This window comes from Lysinibacillus pakistanensis (assembly GCF_030123245.1).
In the GTDB taxonomy this organism is placed as follows: domain Bacteria; phylum Bacillota; class Bacilli; order Bacillales_A; family Planococcaceae; genus Lysinibacillus; species Lysinibacillus pakistanensis.
The window spans coordinates 4,995,553-5,011,940 of record NZ_CP126101.1; the positions used below are offsets into that span (position 1 = coordinate 4,995,553).

Annotated in this window: 21 protein-coding genes, 1 pseudogene and 1 other annotated feature; of the genes and pseudogenes, 10 read left to right on the plus strand and 12 right to left on the minus strand. The window is 34.3% G+C overall.

Annotated elements, in window-relative coordinates; translation table 11 throughout:
• The first annotated feature begins 83 nt into the window (after positions 1 to 83).
• Entirely contained in the window at positions 84 to 743 is a 660-nt protein-coding gene (locus QNH24_RS24860; RefSeq protein ID WP_283870021.1) for a peroxiredoxin-like family protein, read from the plus strand.
• Positions 744 to 1,082: 339 nt separating this feature from the next.
• On the opposite strand, the gene QNH24_RS24865 is transcribed toward QNH24_RS24860, so the two are convergent.
• The 4 genes from QNH24_RS24865 to QNH24_RS24880 form a co-directional block, all read right to left on the minus strand.
• On the minus strand, positions 1,083 to 1,676 hold the full coding sequence (locus QNH24_RS24865) for an ABC transporter substrate-binding protein (RefSeq protein WP_347342983.1): 594 nt from the start codon (positions 1,674 to 1,676) through the stop codon (positions 1,083 to 1,085).
• A 29-nt stretch (positions 1,677 to 1,705) separates the two neighbouring features.
• Positions 1,706 to 2,065 carry an ABC transporter substrate-binding protein gene (locus tag QNH24_RS24870; RefSeq protein ID WP_283870022.1) on the minus strand — a complete coding sequence of 120 codons (360 nt, stop codon included), beginning with the start codon at positions 2,063 to 2,065 and terminating at the stop codon, positions 1,706 to 1,708.
• A 395-nt stretch (positions 2,066 to 2,460) separates the two neighbouring features.
• Positions 2,461 to 2,913 (minus strand): VOC family protein, encoded by a 453-nt coding sequence (locus QNH24_RS24875; RefSeq protein WP_283870023.1) that lies wholly within the window; start codon positions 2,911 to 2,913, stop codon positions 2,461 to 2,463.
• A gap of 162 nt (positions 2,914 to 3,075) precedes the next feature.
• Positions 3,076 to 3,852 carry a hypothetical protein gene (locus QNH24_RS24880; RefSeq protein ID WP_283870024.1) on the minus strand — a complete coding sequence of 259 codons (777 nt, stop codon included), beginning with the start codon at positions 3,850 to 3,852 and terminating at the stop codon, positions 3,076 to 3,078.
• 275 nt (positions 3,853 to 4,127) lie between these two features.
• On the opposite strand from QNH24_RS24880, the gene QNH24_RS24885 reads away from it, so the two are divergent.
• The gene (locus QNH24_RS24885; RefSeq protein ID WP_283870025.1) at positions 4,128 to 4,496 is read left to right on the plus strand and encodes a hypothetical protein; all 369 of its coding nucleotides are present in this window, start codon (positions 4,128 to 4,130) and stop codon (positions 4,494 to 4,496) included.
• A 390-nt stretch (positions 4,497 to 4,886) separates the two neighbouring features.
• On the opposite strand, the gene QNH24_RS24890 is transcribed toward QNH24_RS24885, so the two are convergent.
• A complete protein-coding gene (locus tag QNH24_RS24890) occupies positions 4,887 to 5,435 on the minus strand; it encodes a hypothetical protein (RefSeq protein WP_283870026.1) in 549 nt (182 codons plus the stop codon).
• Between the two features lie 446 nt (positions 5,436 to 5,881).
• Here QNH24_RS24890 and QNH24_RS24895 point away from each other — a divergent pair, with 446 nt between their 5' ends.
• The 4 genes and pseudogenes from QNH24_RS24895 to QNH24_RS24905 all read left to right on the plus strand — a co-directional run bounded on the left by QNH24_RS24895 (position 5,882) and on the right by QNH24_RS24905 (position 8,608).
• Positions 5,882 to 6,013, plus strand: coding sequence for a hypothetical protein (locus tag QNH24_RS24895; RefSeq protein ID WP_283870027.1), 132 nt, complete (start codon positions 5,882 to 5,884; stop codon positions 6,011 to 6,013).
• Between the two features lie 138 nt (positions 6,014 to 6,151).
• Positions 6,152 to 6,367, plus strand: a binding site (T-box leader).
• 122 nt (positions 6,368 to 6,489) lie between these two features.
• The gene (gene serS, locus QNH24_RS24900) at positions 6,490 to 7,770 is read left to right on the plus strand and encodes a serine--tRNA ligase (RefSeq protein ID WP_283870028.1); all 1,281 of its coding nucleotides are present in this window, start codon (positions 6,490 to 6,492) and stop codon (positions 7,768 to 7,770) included.
• 43 nt (positions 7,771 to 7,813) lie between these two features.
• Positions 7,814 to 7,939: pseudogene (locus tag QNH24_RS26365) on the plus strand (aminoglycoside phosphotransferase family protein); the annotation flags it as partial.
• A 282-nt stretch (positions 7,940 to 8,221) separates the two neighbouring features.
• Positions 8,222 to 8,608: a DUF5071 domain-containing protein gene (locus tag QNH24_RS24905; RefSeq protein WP_283870029.1), complete on the plus strand. Its 387-nt coding sequence runs from the start codon at positions 8,222 to 8,224 to the stop codon at positions 8,606 to 8,608.
• 278 nt (positions 8,609 to 8,886) lie between these two features.
• On the opposite strand, the gene QNH24_RS24910 is transcribed toward QNH24_RS24905, so the two are convergent.
• The 5 genes from QNH24_RS24910 to sigY form a co-directional block, all read right to left on the minus strand.
• Positions 8,887 to 9,243, minus strand: a complete 357-nt coding sequence (locus QNH24_RS24910) for a hypothetical protein (RefSeq protein WP_283870030.1) — start codon at positions 9,241 to 9,243, stop codon at positions 8,887 to 8,889.
• A 43-nt stretch (positions 9,244 to 9,286) separates the two neighbouring features.
• Positions 9,287 to 9,523, minus strand: a complete 237-nt coding sequence (locus QNH24_RS24915; protein ID WP_430674543.1) for a cysteine-rich KTR domain-containing protein — start codon at positions 9,521 to 9,523, stop codon at positions 9,287 to 9,289.
• 87 nt (positions 9,524 to 9,610) lie between these two features.
• Positions 9,611 to 10,411: a CPBP family intramembrane glutamic endopeptidase gene (locus QNH24_RS24920; RefSeq protein WP_283870031.1), complete on the minus strand. Its 801-nt coding sequence runs from the start codon at positions 10,409 to 10,411 to the stop codon at positions 9,611 to 9,613.
• Positions 10,412 to 10,807: 396 nt separating this feature from the next.
• The gene (locus QNH24_RS24930; protein ID WP_283870032.1) at positions 10,808 to 11,152 is read right to left on the minus strand and encodes a YxlC family protein; all 345 of its coding nucleotides are present in this window, start codon (positions 11,150 to 11,152) and stop codon (positions 10,808 to 10,810) included.
• Positions 11,139 to 11,669: an RNA polymerase sigma factor SigY gene (gene sigY, locus QNH24_RS24935; RefSeq protein ID WP_283870033.1), complete on the minus strand. Its 531-nt coding sequence runs from the start codon at positions 11,667 to 11,669 to the stop codon at positions 11,139 to 11,141. Before sigY ends, QNH24_RS24930 begins: the two co-directional genes overlap by 14 nt.
• 553 nt (positions 11,670 to 12,222) lie before the next feature.
• Between sigY and QNH24_RS24940 the strand changes: the two genes are divergently transcribed.
• Positions 12,223 to 12,801 carry a TetR/AcrR family transcriptional regulator gene (locus QNH24_RS24940; RefSeq protein ID WP_283870034.1) on the plus strand — a complete coding sequence of 193 codons (579 nt, stop codon included), beginning with the start codon at positions 12,223 to 12,225 and terminating at the stop codon, positions 12,799 to 12,801.
• Positions 12,802 to 12,899: 98 nt separating this feature from the next.
• Here QNH24_RS24940 and QNH24_RS24945 read toward each other — a convergent pair whose 3' ends face one another.
• Positions 12,900 to 14,108 carry an acyltransferase family protein gene (locus QNH24_RS24945; RefSeq protein ID WP_283870035.1) on the minus strand — a complete coding sequence of 403 codons (1,209 nt, stop codon included), beginning with the start codon at positions 14,106 to 14,108 and terminating at the stop codon, positions 12,900 to 12,902.
• A 325-nt stretch (positions 14,109 to 14,433) separates the two neighbouring features.
• Here QNH24_RS24945 and QNH24_RS24950 point away from each other — a divergent pair, with 325 nt between their 5' ends.
• The 3 genes from QNH24_RS24950 (at position 14,434) to QNH24_RS24960 (ending at position 15,378) form a co-directional block, all read left to right on the plus strand.
• Positions 14,434 to 14,574, plus strand: coding sequence for a hypothetical protein (locus QNH24_RS24950; protein ID WP_283870036.1), 141 nt, complete (start codon positions 14,434 to 14,436; stop codon positions 14,572 to 14,574).
• 90 nt (positions 14,575 to 14,664) lie between these two features.
• On the plus strand, positions 14,665 to 15,045 hold the full coding sequence (locus QNH24_RS24955) for a DUF7668 domain-containing protein (protein WP_283870037.1): 381 nt from the start codon (positions 14,665 to 14,667) through the stop codon (positions 15,043 to 15,045).
• A gap of 24 nt (positions 15,046 to 15,069) precedes the next feature.
• Entirely contained in the window at positions 15,070 to 15,378 is a 309-nt protein-coding gene (locus QNH24_RS24960; RefSeq protein WP_283870038.1) for a hypothetical protein, read from the plus strand.
• Positions 15,379 to 16,055: 677 nt separating this feature from the next.
• Here the strand turns inward: QNH24_RS24960 and QNH24_RS24965 are convergent.
• Complete coding sequence (locus QNH24_RS24965; protein ID WP_142509674.1) at positions 16,056 to 16,322, minus strand: hypothetical protein; 267 nt, start codon at positions 16,320 to 16,322, stop codon at positions 16,056 to 16,058.
• Positions 16,323 to 16,388 lie beyond the last annotated feature (66 nt).

Sequence of the window (16,388 nt, forward strand, 5' to 3'; positions counted from 1 at the left end):
GTAACCTAAATTACATCTTTTCATTTCGTCCACCCCGTATTATTGAGAAGAGTTAAATAATATGACGAAATGGAGAGATCTCGATGAAAAATTCACCTCTTTCACCCTTACACTTTGAATTGGATAACGCCACTAAACAGATGGAAAAAATGCTCACTCCAGAAACGGTAACGATGTTTGAACAATCAATCATTCAATTGAGAGCATCAGGTCTCGCCACTGGCCTGAAGGTTGGAACAAAAGCGCCCGATTTTTCGCTGAAAGATCAGAACGGTACAAATGTTACCTTGTTTGATTATACGGCACACGGCCCTGTTATCCTGCTGTTCTATCGGGGAGTTTGGTGTCCGTTTTGCAATATTACTCTACGCGCTTATCAGCAAGCATCAGAACTATTTGAAGCATCAGGAGCTCGGATACTTGCGATAAGTCCGCAATCCCCAGACTATTCAACGACTATGCAAACGAATAACAGTATCACCTTTCCAGTTTTAAGCGATACTGGTAACAAAGTTGCATCTCGATACAACATCGTATTCGAGCTTTCCGAATCGATACGCAACGTTTACCAGTCCCTTGGTATTTCACTTGACGATTATAATGGCGATTCCTCTTGGACGCTTCCACTTCCAACAACTTTTGTCATTGATCGCGCGAACATCATTCGCCTAGCCTATATCGAAGCTGACTATAAACGGAGACTGGAGCCTTCAAAAGTATTGGACATGCTGGCCTCCCTTTAAGGTCTGTAATCATAATTGGGGCTTCTCATGCAATTTGATGACAAGATTCCGATTCCGAATTCTAGTGTAAATCTGAAGGGAGCCTGACAGAATCATTTACATCTCAATCTTCTTCTGCCTGACTTGTTTTTTTCTCATAACAGAATGTGGGGTCTTATAATTCATAACTGTTCCCTCCTTACTACATGACAAAAGCGAAGAGGCAAGTATAAGACGCCCATCTAAGACTTGAGAAAACGATAAGGATAGGTAAAGATCATCTGGTCGTATAAGACTGATTAGTGAAGACTACCAATCAGTGGAGAATGGAAAACCCCCACTGATTGAAGTTTCACTTTATTATTTTTGTACTAATTTAATAATTTGTTCTGCCATGTGCTCTGCTTGATTGATAACAGAGATTGGATCTGCTGAGAAGAAGTACTTCCCATCAAATGTAATCACTTTGTTATTTTTTACGACATCCAAGTTTTCCCATGTAAAAGTCGTTTCATATTCTTGACCATAATCTAAAACACCTACATAATCACCTACATAGTCACCTACAATTTCCCATGAAATACGTTGCTTCTGCCAATCTCCGTTGCTATCTTCAATTAGCTTTTGAATAGATGTCGGTGCTTTAAGCTTTAATAAATCATACATTGCTTCACCGCCTGAATTACCACTTGGAATCACCGCAATTTCTTTCTCTGCTAACGTAAAGAGTGAGAATGTTATGCCTTCTGGGATTACGGCTTTGATTTTTTCTTCAGCTACCTTTGCACGTGCCGTGTAATCTACTATAAACTTCTTCGCATCCTCTTGGTGATTTAACATTTCGCCAATTGCTATAATTTCTGCTTCCACATTGTCGTAGCTAGCCGTACTGAACACAATAGTCGGTGCAATTTTTTTATATTGCTCTATATTTTTTTCAGCAAATGTAATAATTAAATCTGGTTTTAGACTAGCAGCAGTTTCTAAATATACAGATCTTCATTTCCAAGATCTACAATGTCCTGTCCTTGATAGTAATCCTTTAAAAATTCTCCATAATCAATGACCTTTGTTGTTGAAGCAACTGGTACAACACCTACAGCTAATACGTGGCCTAAATCCCAATCCACAATTACACGTTGTGGGTCCATTGGTATTTCTACTTTACGCCCAACCGAGTCTGTTACAATACGTGTTGTTTCAGTCATTGTAGATTCCTTGTCATCTTTTGTACCTTCTTGTTCTTGAGATGTATCCTCATTTTTGCTACCACAAGCCGCCATTACCAGCAGTAGACTTATTAACAACATTATCATTACGGATTTTTTTATGTACTTATCCATTATCCTTCTCCTTTAAATACGTATTGTATTTCATTATATTGAAAATGATTCTCATTTTCAATTAATTGTTTTAGAATATTATGGAACTATACAACATTTAAACAACTATATTTTTTTATCTACAGATTCCAAAACCACGAAAGTACCATCTACTCAATGAGCTTTAACGATAAGTAAAATCCTTGAAAATTAATATTTGGAAAAAACTAATACTTAAAGGTGGTATAAGGGGCTTTCTCAAAAACAAAGTATTTTACGATAAATAAAAAGAATCCATTTTGAAAAAAAGACTGATCAAAATAGATTCTTCTAAGTAGATATTAATATCGGTTTTATATAAAAATTCGATCATTTTCCACCTGTGTCCTTCATAATTGGGCCCTTTTGAATTTTCCTCAATTTTGGCTGAGTTGTTCCGCCAAACCGATTAGAAGTCCTTCGATTCCACGAATGTAGCAGAGCCGATACGAGTCCTCATACTGAACCACTTCGCCAACGAGCTGAGCACCATGCTTAGTGAGTCTGGATACCATTTCATCAATGTCTTCAACGGTGAACATGACGCGTAGATAACCGAGTGCGTTTACAGGAGCATTTCGGTGATCTGAAATAGTAGATGGGGTGAGAAATCGAGAAAGTTCAAGTCTGCTGTGGCCATCTGGGGTAACCATCATAGCAATTTCTACGCACTGAGAACCCAATCCCGTTACGCGACCAGCCCATTCACCTTCGACAGTGGCTCGCCCTTCGAGATTCAAGCCAATCTCCTCGAAGAAAGAGATTGCGTCATCAAGGGATTCTACAACGATGCTGACATTGTCCATTCTTAGTAATTTGTTTTTTTTCATAGTCTAATCTCCTTATGAAAATTTATTATCTAATCACCTTCATAATTATTCTATTTAAAAATCAATCATAAAGTTGTTTGATTTTGTTTTAAAAATATAAGAGCCTGCTACAATTTAGTTGGCAGTTATTCGACTAAAGCACCTGTTAGTTTAACTAACCCTTTAGCTCTCTCGCCTACATTGTATAGCGCTTTCTTTTTCAGAAATACCCTTTTGTATTGTAACTTTATTAATTTTAACACCATTTTCTGGAGTATCAGTCAACGTGATATGGATTCTATCAAAGGGAGTGTCACCATGATGTGCACTATAGTTTAACGCACTTGCATGAACAATATGTCTCCTTGTATCGCCATCTATTCTTTCAACTTTATCTATTTTGGGACACATGATAAAATCTGAGTAAGTTTCATCAAGATAGGAAAAATATCTGGTATATAAAGTTTCTTCAAGCAACTCTTCTTTTGGTGCCCCAACACTTTCATATTTCCAGCCAACTAAGAGCCAATCATAAAGTTCTACTGATTTCAATCGAACCTTTTTATTATTACTTGTATATATAACCTCACCATCTGCAATTGTGCATGTCTTCAATTGGTTTAGGGATACACAATTATAAGCTGGTTCAATAACTGCAACATCTCCGTTTTTCATTTTTATTTTCAATATCGAGATAATGGAAGTTTTATTTAACTCTAACTCAATTGCTCCTTCGGAAGGACTTGATGTGTTTATCCAGTTAACAACCTTACCGATAATCACTTCCTCATATCCATCATTTTCCTTAAACAAACGAGTTTCCCCGTTTAAACGGTTTACTTGAATAAATGAAACATCCTCTTTTTCTAATTGTGGTTGAATACTCGCCTTTACTAACAGCAATTGCATCGGGAAAAATAATCCAAAAATCACCATGACTGGTATGACTAACTTTCTCAAGAATTATCGCCACCTCTAATGTGAATTTTGTAGGTATTTTCCCCTTATTATGATAAATAAATACTTAAAGAATATAGATGCAAATAATCAGATTCCGATACAAAACTGAACGTCATTCAAAAGCCTTTCTTGTTACTAAATCGCCCTTTAACTCAATAAAATATTAAGCAACTTTTGTCTACACATACCTTACAATATATTAAAAAACCACCTTATAGTGTAAAATTACACCATAAGGTGGTTTTACCTTAACTTTAATATGGGGGATATATAAATTGAAGAGGTTGATTATAGGTATTTTATCTTTATTTCCAGTTCCTTTCTTATTTCATTTCTACGAATATAATAGTCATCTTGCTAGGCAACACGCTGATTTTTTGTTTCCGGTATTTTTAGTGTTCATAATTGTTGTAGGTATATCATCGAGAAACATTAAACTTCCTTTGTTCTTTGGCTTGAATTTTATTATGACCATTATTTCTTTGATATCTGGCTATTTTTTTATAGTTGATGATGGAGGTTGGTTTAAACCCTTTGGCAGAGATGCTGCCATTATATTTGTTTCAATTATTTATATTTTAGGGCAATTAATTATAAGAGTATTTAGCAAGCACGGTCATACTAACAGCCAAAGTAATAAGTAAATATGAAACGAAATGAAGTAATTCTTCGTTATAATGGGTTGCTAATGGGTGCTTTTCTTCAACATGGAATTCCACTGTAGCTTTAAAATAAAGTTTGGTTAAATTAACCCAACCTGAGAAAAAGTTTAAAGAGCATGGATTGAAAAAAGATCAATCAAAACATGCTCTTATTTAATGTGGTAGATTAAATTCTTTATAAAAAAGTTTGATTATTTTTGAAACCCTTGTTGCACAAAAGCCCCCATTAGCCATCCATGAAGCGTAAAAATCAGCACTTCACCACAGAAAATGAAAGATGATTATGTTCTTTATTGGGAGTTCAATAAGTAATACCATTCATTTAAGAGAGGGCTAACTACCATACGCAGCTTCGGCGATGTTGACCTGTAATCAGGGAGCAAAGACCTCTGGATTATCGTTTCGCCATGCGCCTATGCAGCCAATTAGACAGACCGTGTAGCTTCTCATCACACTATCAATTTCACTGTCCGCATATTCAATTGCGATATTTATTCCCGGCTTTCGCCATGCCAAAATTCGACCGGAAAATCCAGGCCACTTACATTCTTCATCCATTTCAGGTTGACCATATGCCTTTATTAACTGATCTGGTGTTGAGCTCATCGTGATTCCCTTGGGAAGCTTTCCGGAAAACGGAGCTTTAATTCTGTCATCCGACCCGGGCGCAAGAAAATGTATGGCGCCAATGATCCATTCATCTTGATCTGTATATTTGAGTCCAGTCAGATCATTTATTTTGGGTGCGCGATAAATATCGATGCGTATTGATGTTTTCACAGACCAGATAATATCGTCTTTGAAATAGCTGTTCGGGGTTGGCATTCGCTTGACACCGAATGATTGCAGCAAAGCTTGAATATTTCTGGGATTATACGGATGGCCAAGCATTTCAATAAGCAATTCAGATGGTTCTTTCATGTGTATATCCACTCCTTTCGCTTCATGTAAGAGACACAACGTGATGAAATCGTAGTATCCTTGAGCGAACTTTTTTCTGATAATACCATCCCCCGTCTCGATGCCAGGGTAAAATAGTTGGCTCTGTATTAATCCTTATATTCTACATTGCTAACAATTCCCCCTTTTTCTACTATACTGCGCAGTTATACAAGTAGGGGGTGAACAGTTTTGCGGACGGGATCAAGTCCCACGGGCCAGACGTTCTACCCCGACTACTGTAATAATAAGACCTATAAGAAAATGGTCAACCAGAAAAATCTGGCTAACCTTATATTACCAACAGACCATAGTGGAGTAACTTGAAAGGTATTAAGGTATTTGGTTTTTCTGTTAAAGTATAGTTGAGATTGTGAAGGATTGTCCTTAAACTAAACAATAGAAAGAGACTTAAAGGGGTATTCTAGATGGATTATAACTTTATTGAAAACATTCAATCGTTTTATTCTGACCTTTCCATTGAAGACTTCGGGCTCCTCATATTAAAACAGTCGGTAAAAATGGTGAAATTCGCTGAATATGAGGGGAAATTATCTTAGCGTGAAATGGTCATTTATTGGGTTGTGCATTTCATCCGGAATTAAACGTGATTCAAGAATTCTAGAATATTTTGTATCCTATGGTATGACTTGCGAAATCTGTTTTCATATAGTACAGTATGGTTAAAATTTAAATAACTGAACACGATGATGGGAAGTAGTAGCAAGCACGTTTTTTTAAGAGAGTCAGCGGTTGGTGGAAGCTGATAGAAGCACTTGTGAATCCGTCCTGGAGTTGCACAGTCGAAGTAATGTAAGTAGGCTGTAGCCGGCTGAAATGCCGTTATGAAATAAGTGGATTAGGTATATGCCTAATCAATTAGGGTGGCAACGCGGGTAGCTCTCGTCCCTTCTTAGGGATGGGGGCTTTTTTGTGTTTATTTTGATTCAAAGCGGAGCTATTCGAGTTTAGCTTGCAACGCAATTACACCAAGACTTAATGGATGCAGTGTCATTAAACTACTGGAGGTATGACTATGTTAGATATTAAACGCGTACGCGATAATTTCGCGGAAATTAAAGAAATGCTATTAACACGTAATGAAGATTTAGGCAACTTAGATGACTTTGAGGATTTAGATGCAAAGCGTCGTGAGTTAATTGCTAAAACAGAAGAATTAAAAGCAGAACGAAATAAAGTATCTGAACAAATTTCAATTATGAAACGCAACAAGGAAAATGCAGATGAAGTTATTGCTCGTATGCGTCAAGTAGGCGATGAAATTAAAGAGCTAGATGTTCAACTAAATGATGTTGAAGAGCGCTTTAAAGATATGATGATGCGCTTGCCAAACATTCCACACGAATCTGTACCAGTAGGGACAACAGAAGAAGACAATGTAGAAGAATATACTTGGGGTGAAATTCCAACATTTCATTTTGACATTAAAGCACACTGGGATCTTGCTACAGATTTGAAGATTGTTGACTTTGAACGAGGTGCAAAAGTAACAGGTAGCCGTTTCTTATTCTACCGTGGTCTTGGAGCTCGCTTAGAACGAGCACTGATGACTTTTATGATGGATTTACATGCAGAAGAGCATGGTTATGAGGAAATGCTGCCACCTGTCATTGTTAATCGCGATAGCTTAACGGGTACTGGAAACCTTCCTAAATTTGAGGAAGATTTATTTAAATTAGAGGAAACAGATTATTTCATGATTCCAACAGCAGAGGTACCTGTAACAAACTTCTATCGCGATGAAATTTTACTGGCTGAGGCTTTACCACAAGGCTTTGCTTCTTATAGTGCGTGCTTCCGTTCAGAGGCAGGCTCTGCGGGTCGTGATACACGTGGTTTAATCCGTCAGCATCAATTCAACAAAGTGGAATTAGTACGCTTTGTAAAACCAGAGGAGTCATATGAACAGCTAGAGTTGTTAACAAGTCATGCTGAAAAAGTACTGCAATTACTAGGCTTACCGTATCGTAAACTAAAAATGTGTACTGCTGATTTAGGATTTACTGCAGCGAAGAAATATGATTTAGAAGTTTGGATTCCAGCACAAAACATGTACCGTGAAATTTCTTCTTGCTCTAACTTTGAGGATTTCCAAGCACGACGAGCGAATATCCGCTTCCGTCGTGAGCCAAATGCAAAACCAGAATATGTTCATACATTAAACGGTTCAGGTCTTGCCATTGGTCGTACAGTTGCCGCTATCCTAGAAAACTATCAACAAGCTGATGGAAGCGTAGTAATTCCTGAAGTTTTAAGACCATACATGGGTGGTAAAGAAATAATTGCACCAAAATAAATAACGGGTAAAGGCTATTTTAGATATCCTTTAACAGGTAATTGTATTGCCTTTTTGTCGATTTACAGATGCTTTTAATAGTATCAAGTGGTGTAAACGCCGTGGAATTGAAAAAAATGCTTTATTTCTTAAAGGAATTTTAGCGAGACTAAAAAAGATGTTACTATAATCAAGGATGGGGTGCATTAGAAAAAATTTAGAAATGACATTTTGCAGCTCTTTCGTATTTTCCACTATTCCGCAATCTGGCGCTTTTCTTTAATAAGGAAAGCGTCTTTATTCATGGAAAGGACCAGATTGTTGAGGAACGTTTTCAATAAAATTGGATATTATTGTTGAATTATAGAGTAAGATTGTGAAGTTTCTCACTTAAATTAACGTACAGATTAGTTTAATAAAGACTATACAATAAATAGATTGCCATGTATAAAAATCTAAGGGAGAGACGCAAATGGAAAACTTTGAAGATCTTTTGCCAAGACATAAGCATGATCATGATAGAGTAGAAATGATAAAAAAAATGGATAGAGATAAAATATTGCCTTTACTGCCTAACCTTCTCGAATGGATTCAAGATATGAATTGGCCAGTGACACCAAGGGTATTAGAATTACTTTTAACTTTTCCAGAAGAAATTGCCCCACATGTGCAAGATGTTTTATCTTCAGATGATGATAACTGGAAGTGGTTTATTCTACATTTTTTAATTATCAAATTGCCAGTAGAGTCAAGAGTTCAGTTTAGAGAGTATTTAACAAGAGTGGCTGAAACACCTACAGATAATGAACTCGCAGAAGAACTTAATGAAATTGCAAAAGAGATTTTGGAAACAATCTAGAAAAATATCCCTATTTAATTAACGAGGTGCTTTACTTTAACAAGCAAAAGACAAATCACAGAATTGATATTCAGCGATCGGGTGCATTTCTCTAATAAGGAATGCGTCTATTTGCATTGAAGGGCTATATTTTTGAGGAACGTTTTCATTCACTTTAAGGAAACATTTACCCCCCATTTTCATTCTCTATATTGAGATTATGAATAATTGTATTTAAAACAAAAAGGGAGCTGAGATTATATTTCTAGCTCCCTTTAGTCTGTATTTGTAACAAGTCCTTAGTCGATTTTTTTAAGGAAAGTACTTGTGGCATCATGGATCTCTGTGACATGCGTTTGAAAGAATCCATGAGAGCCGTCAATCATTTGGGACTCGGCATTTGCACCAAGTCGTTTTACGTGACTTTTTTGAATCTCATCTCCATCTTTTACTCGTTTTTGAAAGTCTGAGGATATTAGTTTCAGTACAGGTACTTCTGAAGGGAAGACGATGCTGTTTACCTCATTGACATTGTCATTTAAACTCAAAGCCTGATTAATGATCGTATCGTTGACAATATGATAAGAAAATAATTTATTATCACTGATTTCTTTTTCGGTATAGCCATTTTCAACTGTTTGATCAGAAGGTAGCAATCCATTGATGATTCGATTAAATCCAGTTGCTTGAAGTAACGTATTAAAACCATATAGGATTTAAATTGAGGTTAACATACATCTCAATATATCGGCTCTGCGTCTTAGCGTCTGGCTCTTTAACTATGATAATTTTAAATTTTTTTATGTTTACTAAACTTTCTTGTTTACATTTTGGACAGTAAAGAGGAAAACTAATTAATATTGTATTTGCATATACTTTAGTGCGTGTTTTTGAACTACAAATTGGGCAGTATATCCATTTGCTTTTTTCAATCATATACCCTTCGCCTTTCCTGTCTAGCTCCTCATATAGTTATATTTTACACAAGCAAATTTTCAAAGTGTATATGCACCATATATATTTTTACATAAAAAAGGAGACAATCAACATTAGAAAATGCATGGCAATATGAGCAAACATATGTGCAAGCATCGCAAGTTCTAGATTGTGCTTCCAATAAATCCAGCCAAAGAAGAAGCCGGGTAAACCATTCAATAAGATCATTCGGAACCAAATAAATGCGGTCATTTCTGTCACACTTGCAGTTCCACTATAGTGACCTATTGCAAATAATAATGTGCTAACAAATATTGCAAGGATAAAGACCCAGTTCGAAGGTTTTGCTGATTTTCGATCAAATAGTTTCCAAAAAATAAGAACCAACAAGCTCATAAACCCAAAACGCATTAATAGTTCCTCAACAATCCCTCCGTAGAGTAAAGCTGCTAAAAATTCTATTGCATTATAAGGATGTATTAGTTCTTTTAGACCCTCCGGCATGAGTGGGAATAAAAGATAATCGATTCCTCTTATAACAACTCCTGCAATCGAACCGAGTATGATAGCTAGTTTAATACCTTTTATCCACTCTGACTTTGACTTTTCTCTAGCATTCGGGTGCATAATCACAGATTTTAAACCAACTTTATGAGCAGTAAAAAAACCTATAACAAGAGCAATGATTAAGAAAATATAATTGGGAAGTGTGCCAAGTAAGGCTAACATTTCAGGTGATCCTGAAATCCCCATCATTTCCCTCGCTTGCTCTAATTGGGCCGGGTATGTCGATAGTGTCGATAGTGCCTTAAGATATAAGGGAACGAATGCAATGATTCCAAGCAAGAGATAAATGAATAGTCCTTTAACACTTTTTTGCTTTGTCATAAGTAACCTCCTTGATTTCAGTATAAGATTCTTATAAATATCAATATTTGTTTTATTTACTATAAGACTCTATTAAACAGTTCATTCTTGTTTCCCTCCTTCAAATTGTTTATTCACCCTTAATACGATTACGTTCTTCTAATCGTTCACTCAAGAAAAAATAAACAAAAAAATCTCAGGAATTTGATCCTGAGACCTTTCTTTTAAATATTTTTCTTGCAAAAATAAGATAGATAATAAGATACATTGGAAATGTAATAAGGCCTAAAAAGCCCCATAGCCAAGCATTGTGTCCCCTCTTCCGTGCATCCCAAAACATCCATGAGCCCTGGCAAATCAGAATGAATGCAATCAAGACCAATAACCAAAGCGGTGTGTTACTTAGTTCGTTTGAGCTCATTCATTACTGACCTTCTTTCTAGTTTTTTTAAGCGCTAAGGGCAATAAGATAATCCCCACAAGCTGAAAATAAAGAAAAAGAATTGGCTGACGATAAACGACAGCAATCCCAACCGAAAGCACAAATACTGCAACAGAGATAAACATGAGGAGGTCTTTCCATTGTTTTTTTCGTATTCTTTTTTTCTCTAATTCGACATTTTGTTGAAACCATTGTAAGTTTGGAGTAGATACTGGATTCCATTGATCCAGTTTTTCTAAACCATCTATTAATTGCTTAACCGTTAATTCATCTTCATCATCCAACATAGAATTATTATTTTTAGAATCATACTCCTTCAAGTTCAGCCAACTCCTTTCGTACACTTTTTAGACCATTTGAAACTCGAGATTTTACTGTTCCTTCTGCAATACCCATCATTTTTCCAATTTCCTCATATGAATATCCGTAATAATGCTTTAACACGATTGGCATACGTATTTCTTCATTAATTTGAGCAAGTACATCAAGTACATCAGTCCATTCTTCATTCATAATGGCTGCATTCCATTTCATTTTTCGGAGCGCTTGTTCCTGCTCTAGCCAGTTTTTCTCCCGCTTCTTTCTACGCTGTTGATCGATAAAAAGGTTCGTTGCGATTGTGATGAGCCACGAGGAAAACTTGGATTCACCATTATACAGTTGGATTTTTTCAATACACTTTATCATCGTCTCTTGTGTTAAATCTTCTGCGATTTGTGGATGAAGGGTAACTTTCATTAAATACTTTACGAGGAACGAATAATTCTGTTGTAGCAGTTTCGAAAGAGCCAATGTATCTCCTTTTTTCGCCTTTCGAATTAAATCCTTTTCATCCATGAGATCTACTCCATACAATAATGATTTATATGTAATACGACTAACTGGGAAAAATCGTTCATTTTCACAATATAGAATTACAACAAGAAAGCTTAGCCACCTATTAGTATTTATTAAGTTTACTTGAAAGCTATATATTTGACCAAAAACCAAAGTATTGTTGCTCATTCATGTGTTTGTCCCTTATGTTGGATTTGGATTGGTTACTACAGCCTAACCATTATAAAGGATTTTTTTATGGAGAAATATAATTACAGAAAATTCAGCCTAAAATTGAAACCTAAGCTATTTTAATGCGACGCTAGTGTCTTGATATAAATGAACAATAGATAACATTAATTCTTTGGGATGTTTATAAAAGGCCATACAAAAATGCCCCCAATTAGGTAGACAGATGAATTTTTTTATTTCATCTGTCTACCTAATTGGGAGCATATCAATAATAGCAGTCTGTTTTTCTTAATACGTATAATTAAAACAATAATTACTTTTTAAACAGTTATTTATAGTAGAATTAATAATAACGTTATTGTAAGAAATGGAGTGAATAAAGTTGGGAAGGGAAGAAAAGAAAAGACAAACTAAATTAGCTATAACAAACGCTGCTTTCAAATTATTTTCGGAAAACGGATATGAGTCGACAAAGGTTGAAGATATTGTGAAATTAGCTGGAGTTTCTAAGGGTACTTTTTTTAATTATTTTCCGACAAAAGAGGCAGTCATAGAGGATTTCGAAAGAATTTCAATCTATTCAGAAGCTGAAAAATTAATGAATATCACAAGTCCAGTAGTACCTAAACTACTCTCTTCGTTAATTAATATCGTACATAATTTAAACTATACAAGGTCATTAAGAAGAGCAACTTTAATGGCAACTCTCTCAAGTGCTAATAATTTAAATAATCACATAGATAATATGAATAATCTTCGTGCTTTATTGATTCCAATTTTTAAGCATGGACAAGAAACGGGGGAATTTACACAAAAATTATCCCCTGAAACACTGGCAGACTTAACTATTCAAATGTTTATTGGTGTATTAACCCACTGGTGTCTTGGTGGAGGCGAAGATGATCTTATTACACAACTTATGATGAGTTTTGATGTATTCTTTAAAGGAATATCTTCATAAAGATCCTGTTGATTTCCAAAGTAATCCTGCGAGAATAGCCTGGGTTATAAAAACTCGCAGGAATGTTGTCAAAGAGAGAATTGGAGACAAGCAGAGCACTAATATATACTCTTCTTATTAAATTTATCGACTAAACTTTGAGAACGTCTATGATTTGTACCAGAGAATAGTAGACTAATAACCGGTAATTTTCGAATAATAAAATACGATATTAAATGGCTAAATACAATCCCAAATAGTGATGCTAATACGAATTTTATATAGCCTGAAACAGGTACACTAATTAAAATATATTGAATTCCAATTAATACCGGAATATGAATAATGTAAACACAAAAGGAATTTTTAGCTAGTGTCTCAATCCATTTTGATTTTCTATTTAATTTACGTTGAAATAATTCAATTAAACCAATTGAAAGTCCTGTACATAAAAAGGTCTCATAGATTGCATAAATAAGTGAACTACTATCCCATCCACCCCTTGAATGTGGTACAAACCCAATGACATTTAAAGCAATTAATAAAACCCCTATAAATAACCATAAATTACCGACACCTTTAGGGATATGATAAATCCAGTTACTATTAGCAGCTGTTATTCCCAAAACTACAAATGCTAAATATTGAGGAAAGTGTGCATACTCCATTTGGATAAAACCTAGTACACCAATCCATTCATCAATCGAATAACTTGTTCGAACTAAAAAAGTGATAAACGATACGATAATAACAAATATAAAAATATGTTTATGTGTTGGGTAAATTAAAATTTTTGGTAAATTAATATTTTTAAAAAGATTCATTAATAATAGATATATCAGTGAATAAATAAGAAGATGTTCAATAAACCAAAGATGGCCAAAATTTAGGTCTGGCCAAGATGGTCCTGCCCAATTTAATGGTTTTTCACCAAATCCTAGATAAATATTTTTATAGTATTCATATAACGATAGGTTAGGGTAACCACGAAATTCATTATAATAAAAGTACATTATTAAAGGAATTATTACTATAAATCCAAACAATAAAGGTATACCAATTCTCTTCAACCGATCTTTCAAAAAACCTATATTCCCTTTGTGTTTATACGCAAGAGGAATAAAATAAGCAGAAAGAAAAAAATAAAGACTCATATTAAAGGCAGAGTTTATCCCAAAAAAAACGCCCAAGTCAGAATCGACACCCAAATCTCGTACATACCAAAAACCATTTGACCCGCCATAAGGTTGACCTGCATGGTGGACGATTACAGTGCAAGAAAGAAACACTTTTAAAAAATCCATAAAATGAATACGTGTATTAGACAACTTACATTTCACCCTTTTTTCGGAAATAACCACTAAACTATTTATAATACTTTTTAGACTCACGGTCAATATTTATCTTGTTATTTTATTGATTAAATTTTAGAATATTTATTTTACAATTATCATTTATGACTACGGGTCAATTTATATGTGGTTAATTACGTGGAATTTCACTTTATAAAATGTTTAGTGCAAAATAAAAAAGGAGCAGAATGTAACTGGAAATTCTAGCAGTTATGGGTCCTTTAAAACGTAAAAAAATATCATTGTCCGTACCCTTCAAATCTACTAACCTTCTAATTGGCAAAAAAGTCGATTAGGAGGAATGGAAAGGATACTTACAATGATACAAGTTCATCATATCAAATTTTTGTATGAGGAGAAAATGCAAGAATATGGCCCAGTTGCGGAAAAAGGTACAATTCACCTTCAAGAATTGCGCCCGATTGTTGAAAATCGTTATTGAACTAAAGCACTACACTTAAGTGAATTTTCTCACAAATGTATGATATTATACAGTTGAATAGAAAGACAAATTAGAATTTGGAGGTTCACTATGAAAAGTGAAGATAAACAATATGCTTTAACTGTTATTACTAATATATTAAAAATAATGCACAATAAAGAATATGAAAACATTTTAAATTATGTGGATGAATCTGAAGTGGATGATATTAGTGAGTTATTCTATTATGTTCAAGAAACATTAAACTTAAATGGATTTGATTCATTTGATGAATATGGCGCTCCCTGTAATTTCCACCCAAAATACGAATATTCACAAATCAACTTCTATGAATTCAATGATAACAGTGGATTTGCTGTTGATTATGCTTTAACTTCAAATTCAAAATTGGCAGATATGTGTTTACAAATGGAGTTTTTATATACTGATGACGGATTAAAAAGTGTTTTTATCACAGTTGACCCACAGTAAAACAATATATTAAAAGGAGAACATATGGAAATATACAATATTAATTTGAATATTCATTATTCTGCTCCACAAGAAGTTTGGGATAAGTTGGAGCGTTTATATAGAGAAATGCCTAACTGGAACAACTTTGTAAACGGCTGTCCACAGTGGTATGGTTCAGATGGTAAATTGATAGAAGTAAGTATTGAACCAAGTGGATTACAATTCTATGCTAAGTTACCATCAGAAGAATGGAATGAATGGATTACAATATTTAAGAATAGAGCTACAAAATTATTGGGATATGAAGTTGGCGAACCAGAAGACGGTTTTGAATTTCACTATTATGATTAACCCTACAAATTCTAAGTTGTCCATAAGCTTAATTTGAAAATACATATGACACTTCGGTGTTTTTTTATATCATCACCAACTCTTCCAGTCACACCTAATTGCTATTCAACTAAATGCTTCGTTAGCTTAAGTACATTGTTTCACAAACTCAAATCAAGATTAACATAAAACCCCATTTTTAATTTAGAAGTGTTAATCAATTAAATGGCCTTTTAATAGAATAACAATTTGAGATTTTAATTATTGGCTAGAACATAAAAGAAAATCACAAATCTAAAAAAACTTTTATTCTGTAAAGAACCTACTCATAAACACTAAAAAACCTTTTGCCAATATTTTATAGGCAAAAGGTTTTTTTATCAGTCTTTTTTACGTATTATCAAACTTTTTTCCAAGTCTACAATCACTGTAGCTTTATAATAAAGTTTGATCAAAAACATCTCACAAACCAGCATTTTTCTATAAATAAAAAGACTCCATTTTGAAAAAAGATTGATCAAAATGGAGTCTTATATTGTAATACTAAGATTGATTTTTATAAAAAAGATTGATTATTTTCTTCCTATGTTGTTCCATAATCGCGCCCGATTGTTGAATATCAAGATAGTGTTCACTGTTTTTTACTTGTTAAACTAAAGCACCCGTTACTTGAATAAGAAAAACAATATTTATTACTTCTATTCGTTAATATTAAGTATCTTGTAATAAGCAAAAATGATGGTGGAGATACCAATCCCAAAAAGGATACTTCCAGCAGCTAAGAAATTATTTGTATAACCTTCAATTACAATTAGGTATTGCGAAGTGTCCATCCCACCTTGTGTAACTATCCGATATTCAGCAAGTGATAATCCAATATCAACACTGAAAAATAGCAATATAAAACCAATTGCAGTTATTACAGAACCTAAAGACACTAAACCTTTTAATTTATTTTTTGTCATTACTCTTCCTCCAATCTATTCTTTCACTAAATGCACCGTTAGTACAATAAGAAAAAAGAGCTGTCT

Coding starts and splice junctions, on each gene's coding strand:
- QNH24_RS24860 (WP_283870021.1), top strand. CDS start 84: ATGAAAAATTCACCTCTTTCACCCTTACACTTTGAATTGGATAACGCC.
- QNH24_RS24870 (WP_283870022.1), bottom strand. CDS start 2,065: ATGGATAAGTACATAAAAAAATCCGTAATGATAATGTTGTTAATAAGT.
- QNH24_RS24875 (WP_283870023.1), bottom strand. CDS start 2,913: ATGAAAAAAAACAAATTACTAAGAATGGACAATGTCAGCATCGTTGTA.
- QNH24_RS24890 (WP_283870026.1), bottom strand. CDS start 5,435: ATGAAAGAACCATCTGAATTGCTTATTGAAATGCTTGGCCATCCGTAT.
- QNH24_RS24895 (WP_283870027.1), top strand. CDS start 5,882: ATGGATTATAACTTTATTGAAAACATTCAATCGTTTTATTCTGACCTT.
- serS (WP_283870028.1), top strand. CDS start 6,490: ATGTTAGATATTAAACGCGTACGCGATAATTTCGCGGAAATTAAAGAA.
- QNH24_RS24905 (WP_283870029.1), top strand. CDS start 8,222: ATGGAAAACTTTGAAGATCTTTTGCCAAGACATAAGCATGATCATGAT.
- QNH24_RS24915 (WP_430674543.1), bottom strand. CDS start 9,523: ATGATTGAAAAAAGCAAATGGATATACTGCCCAATTTGTAGTTCAAAA.
- QNH24_RS24920 (WP_283870031.1), bottom strand. CDS start 10,411: ATGACAAAGCAAAAAAGTGTTAAAGGACTATTCATTTATCTCTTGCTT.
- sigY (WP_283870033.1), bottom strand. CDS start 11,669: ATGGATGAAAAGGATTTAATTCGAAAGGCGAAAAAAGGAGATACATTG.
- QNH24_RS24950 (WP_283870036.1), top strand. CDS start 14,434: ATGGAAAGGATACTTACAATGATACAAGTTCATCATATCAAATTTTTG.
- QNH24_RS24955 (WP_283870037.1), top strand. CDS start 14,665: ATGAAAAGTGAAGATAAACAATATGCTTTAACTGTTATTACTAATATA.
- QNH24_RS24960 (WP_283870038.1), top strand. CDS start 15,070: ATGGAAATATACAATATTAATTTGAATATTCATTATTCTGCTCCACAA.
- QNH24_RS24965 (WP_142509674.1), bottom strand. CDS start 16,322: ATGACAAAAAATAAATTAAAAGGTTTAGTGTCTTTAGGTTCTGTAATA.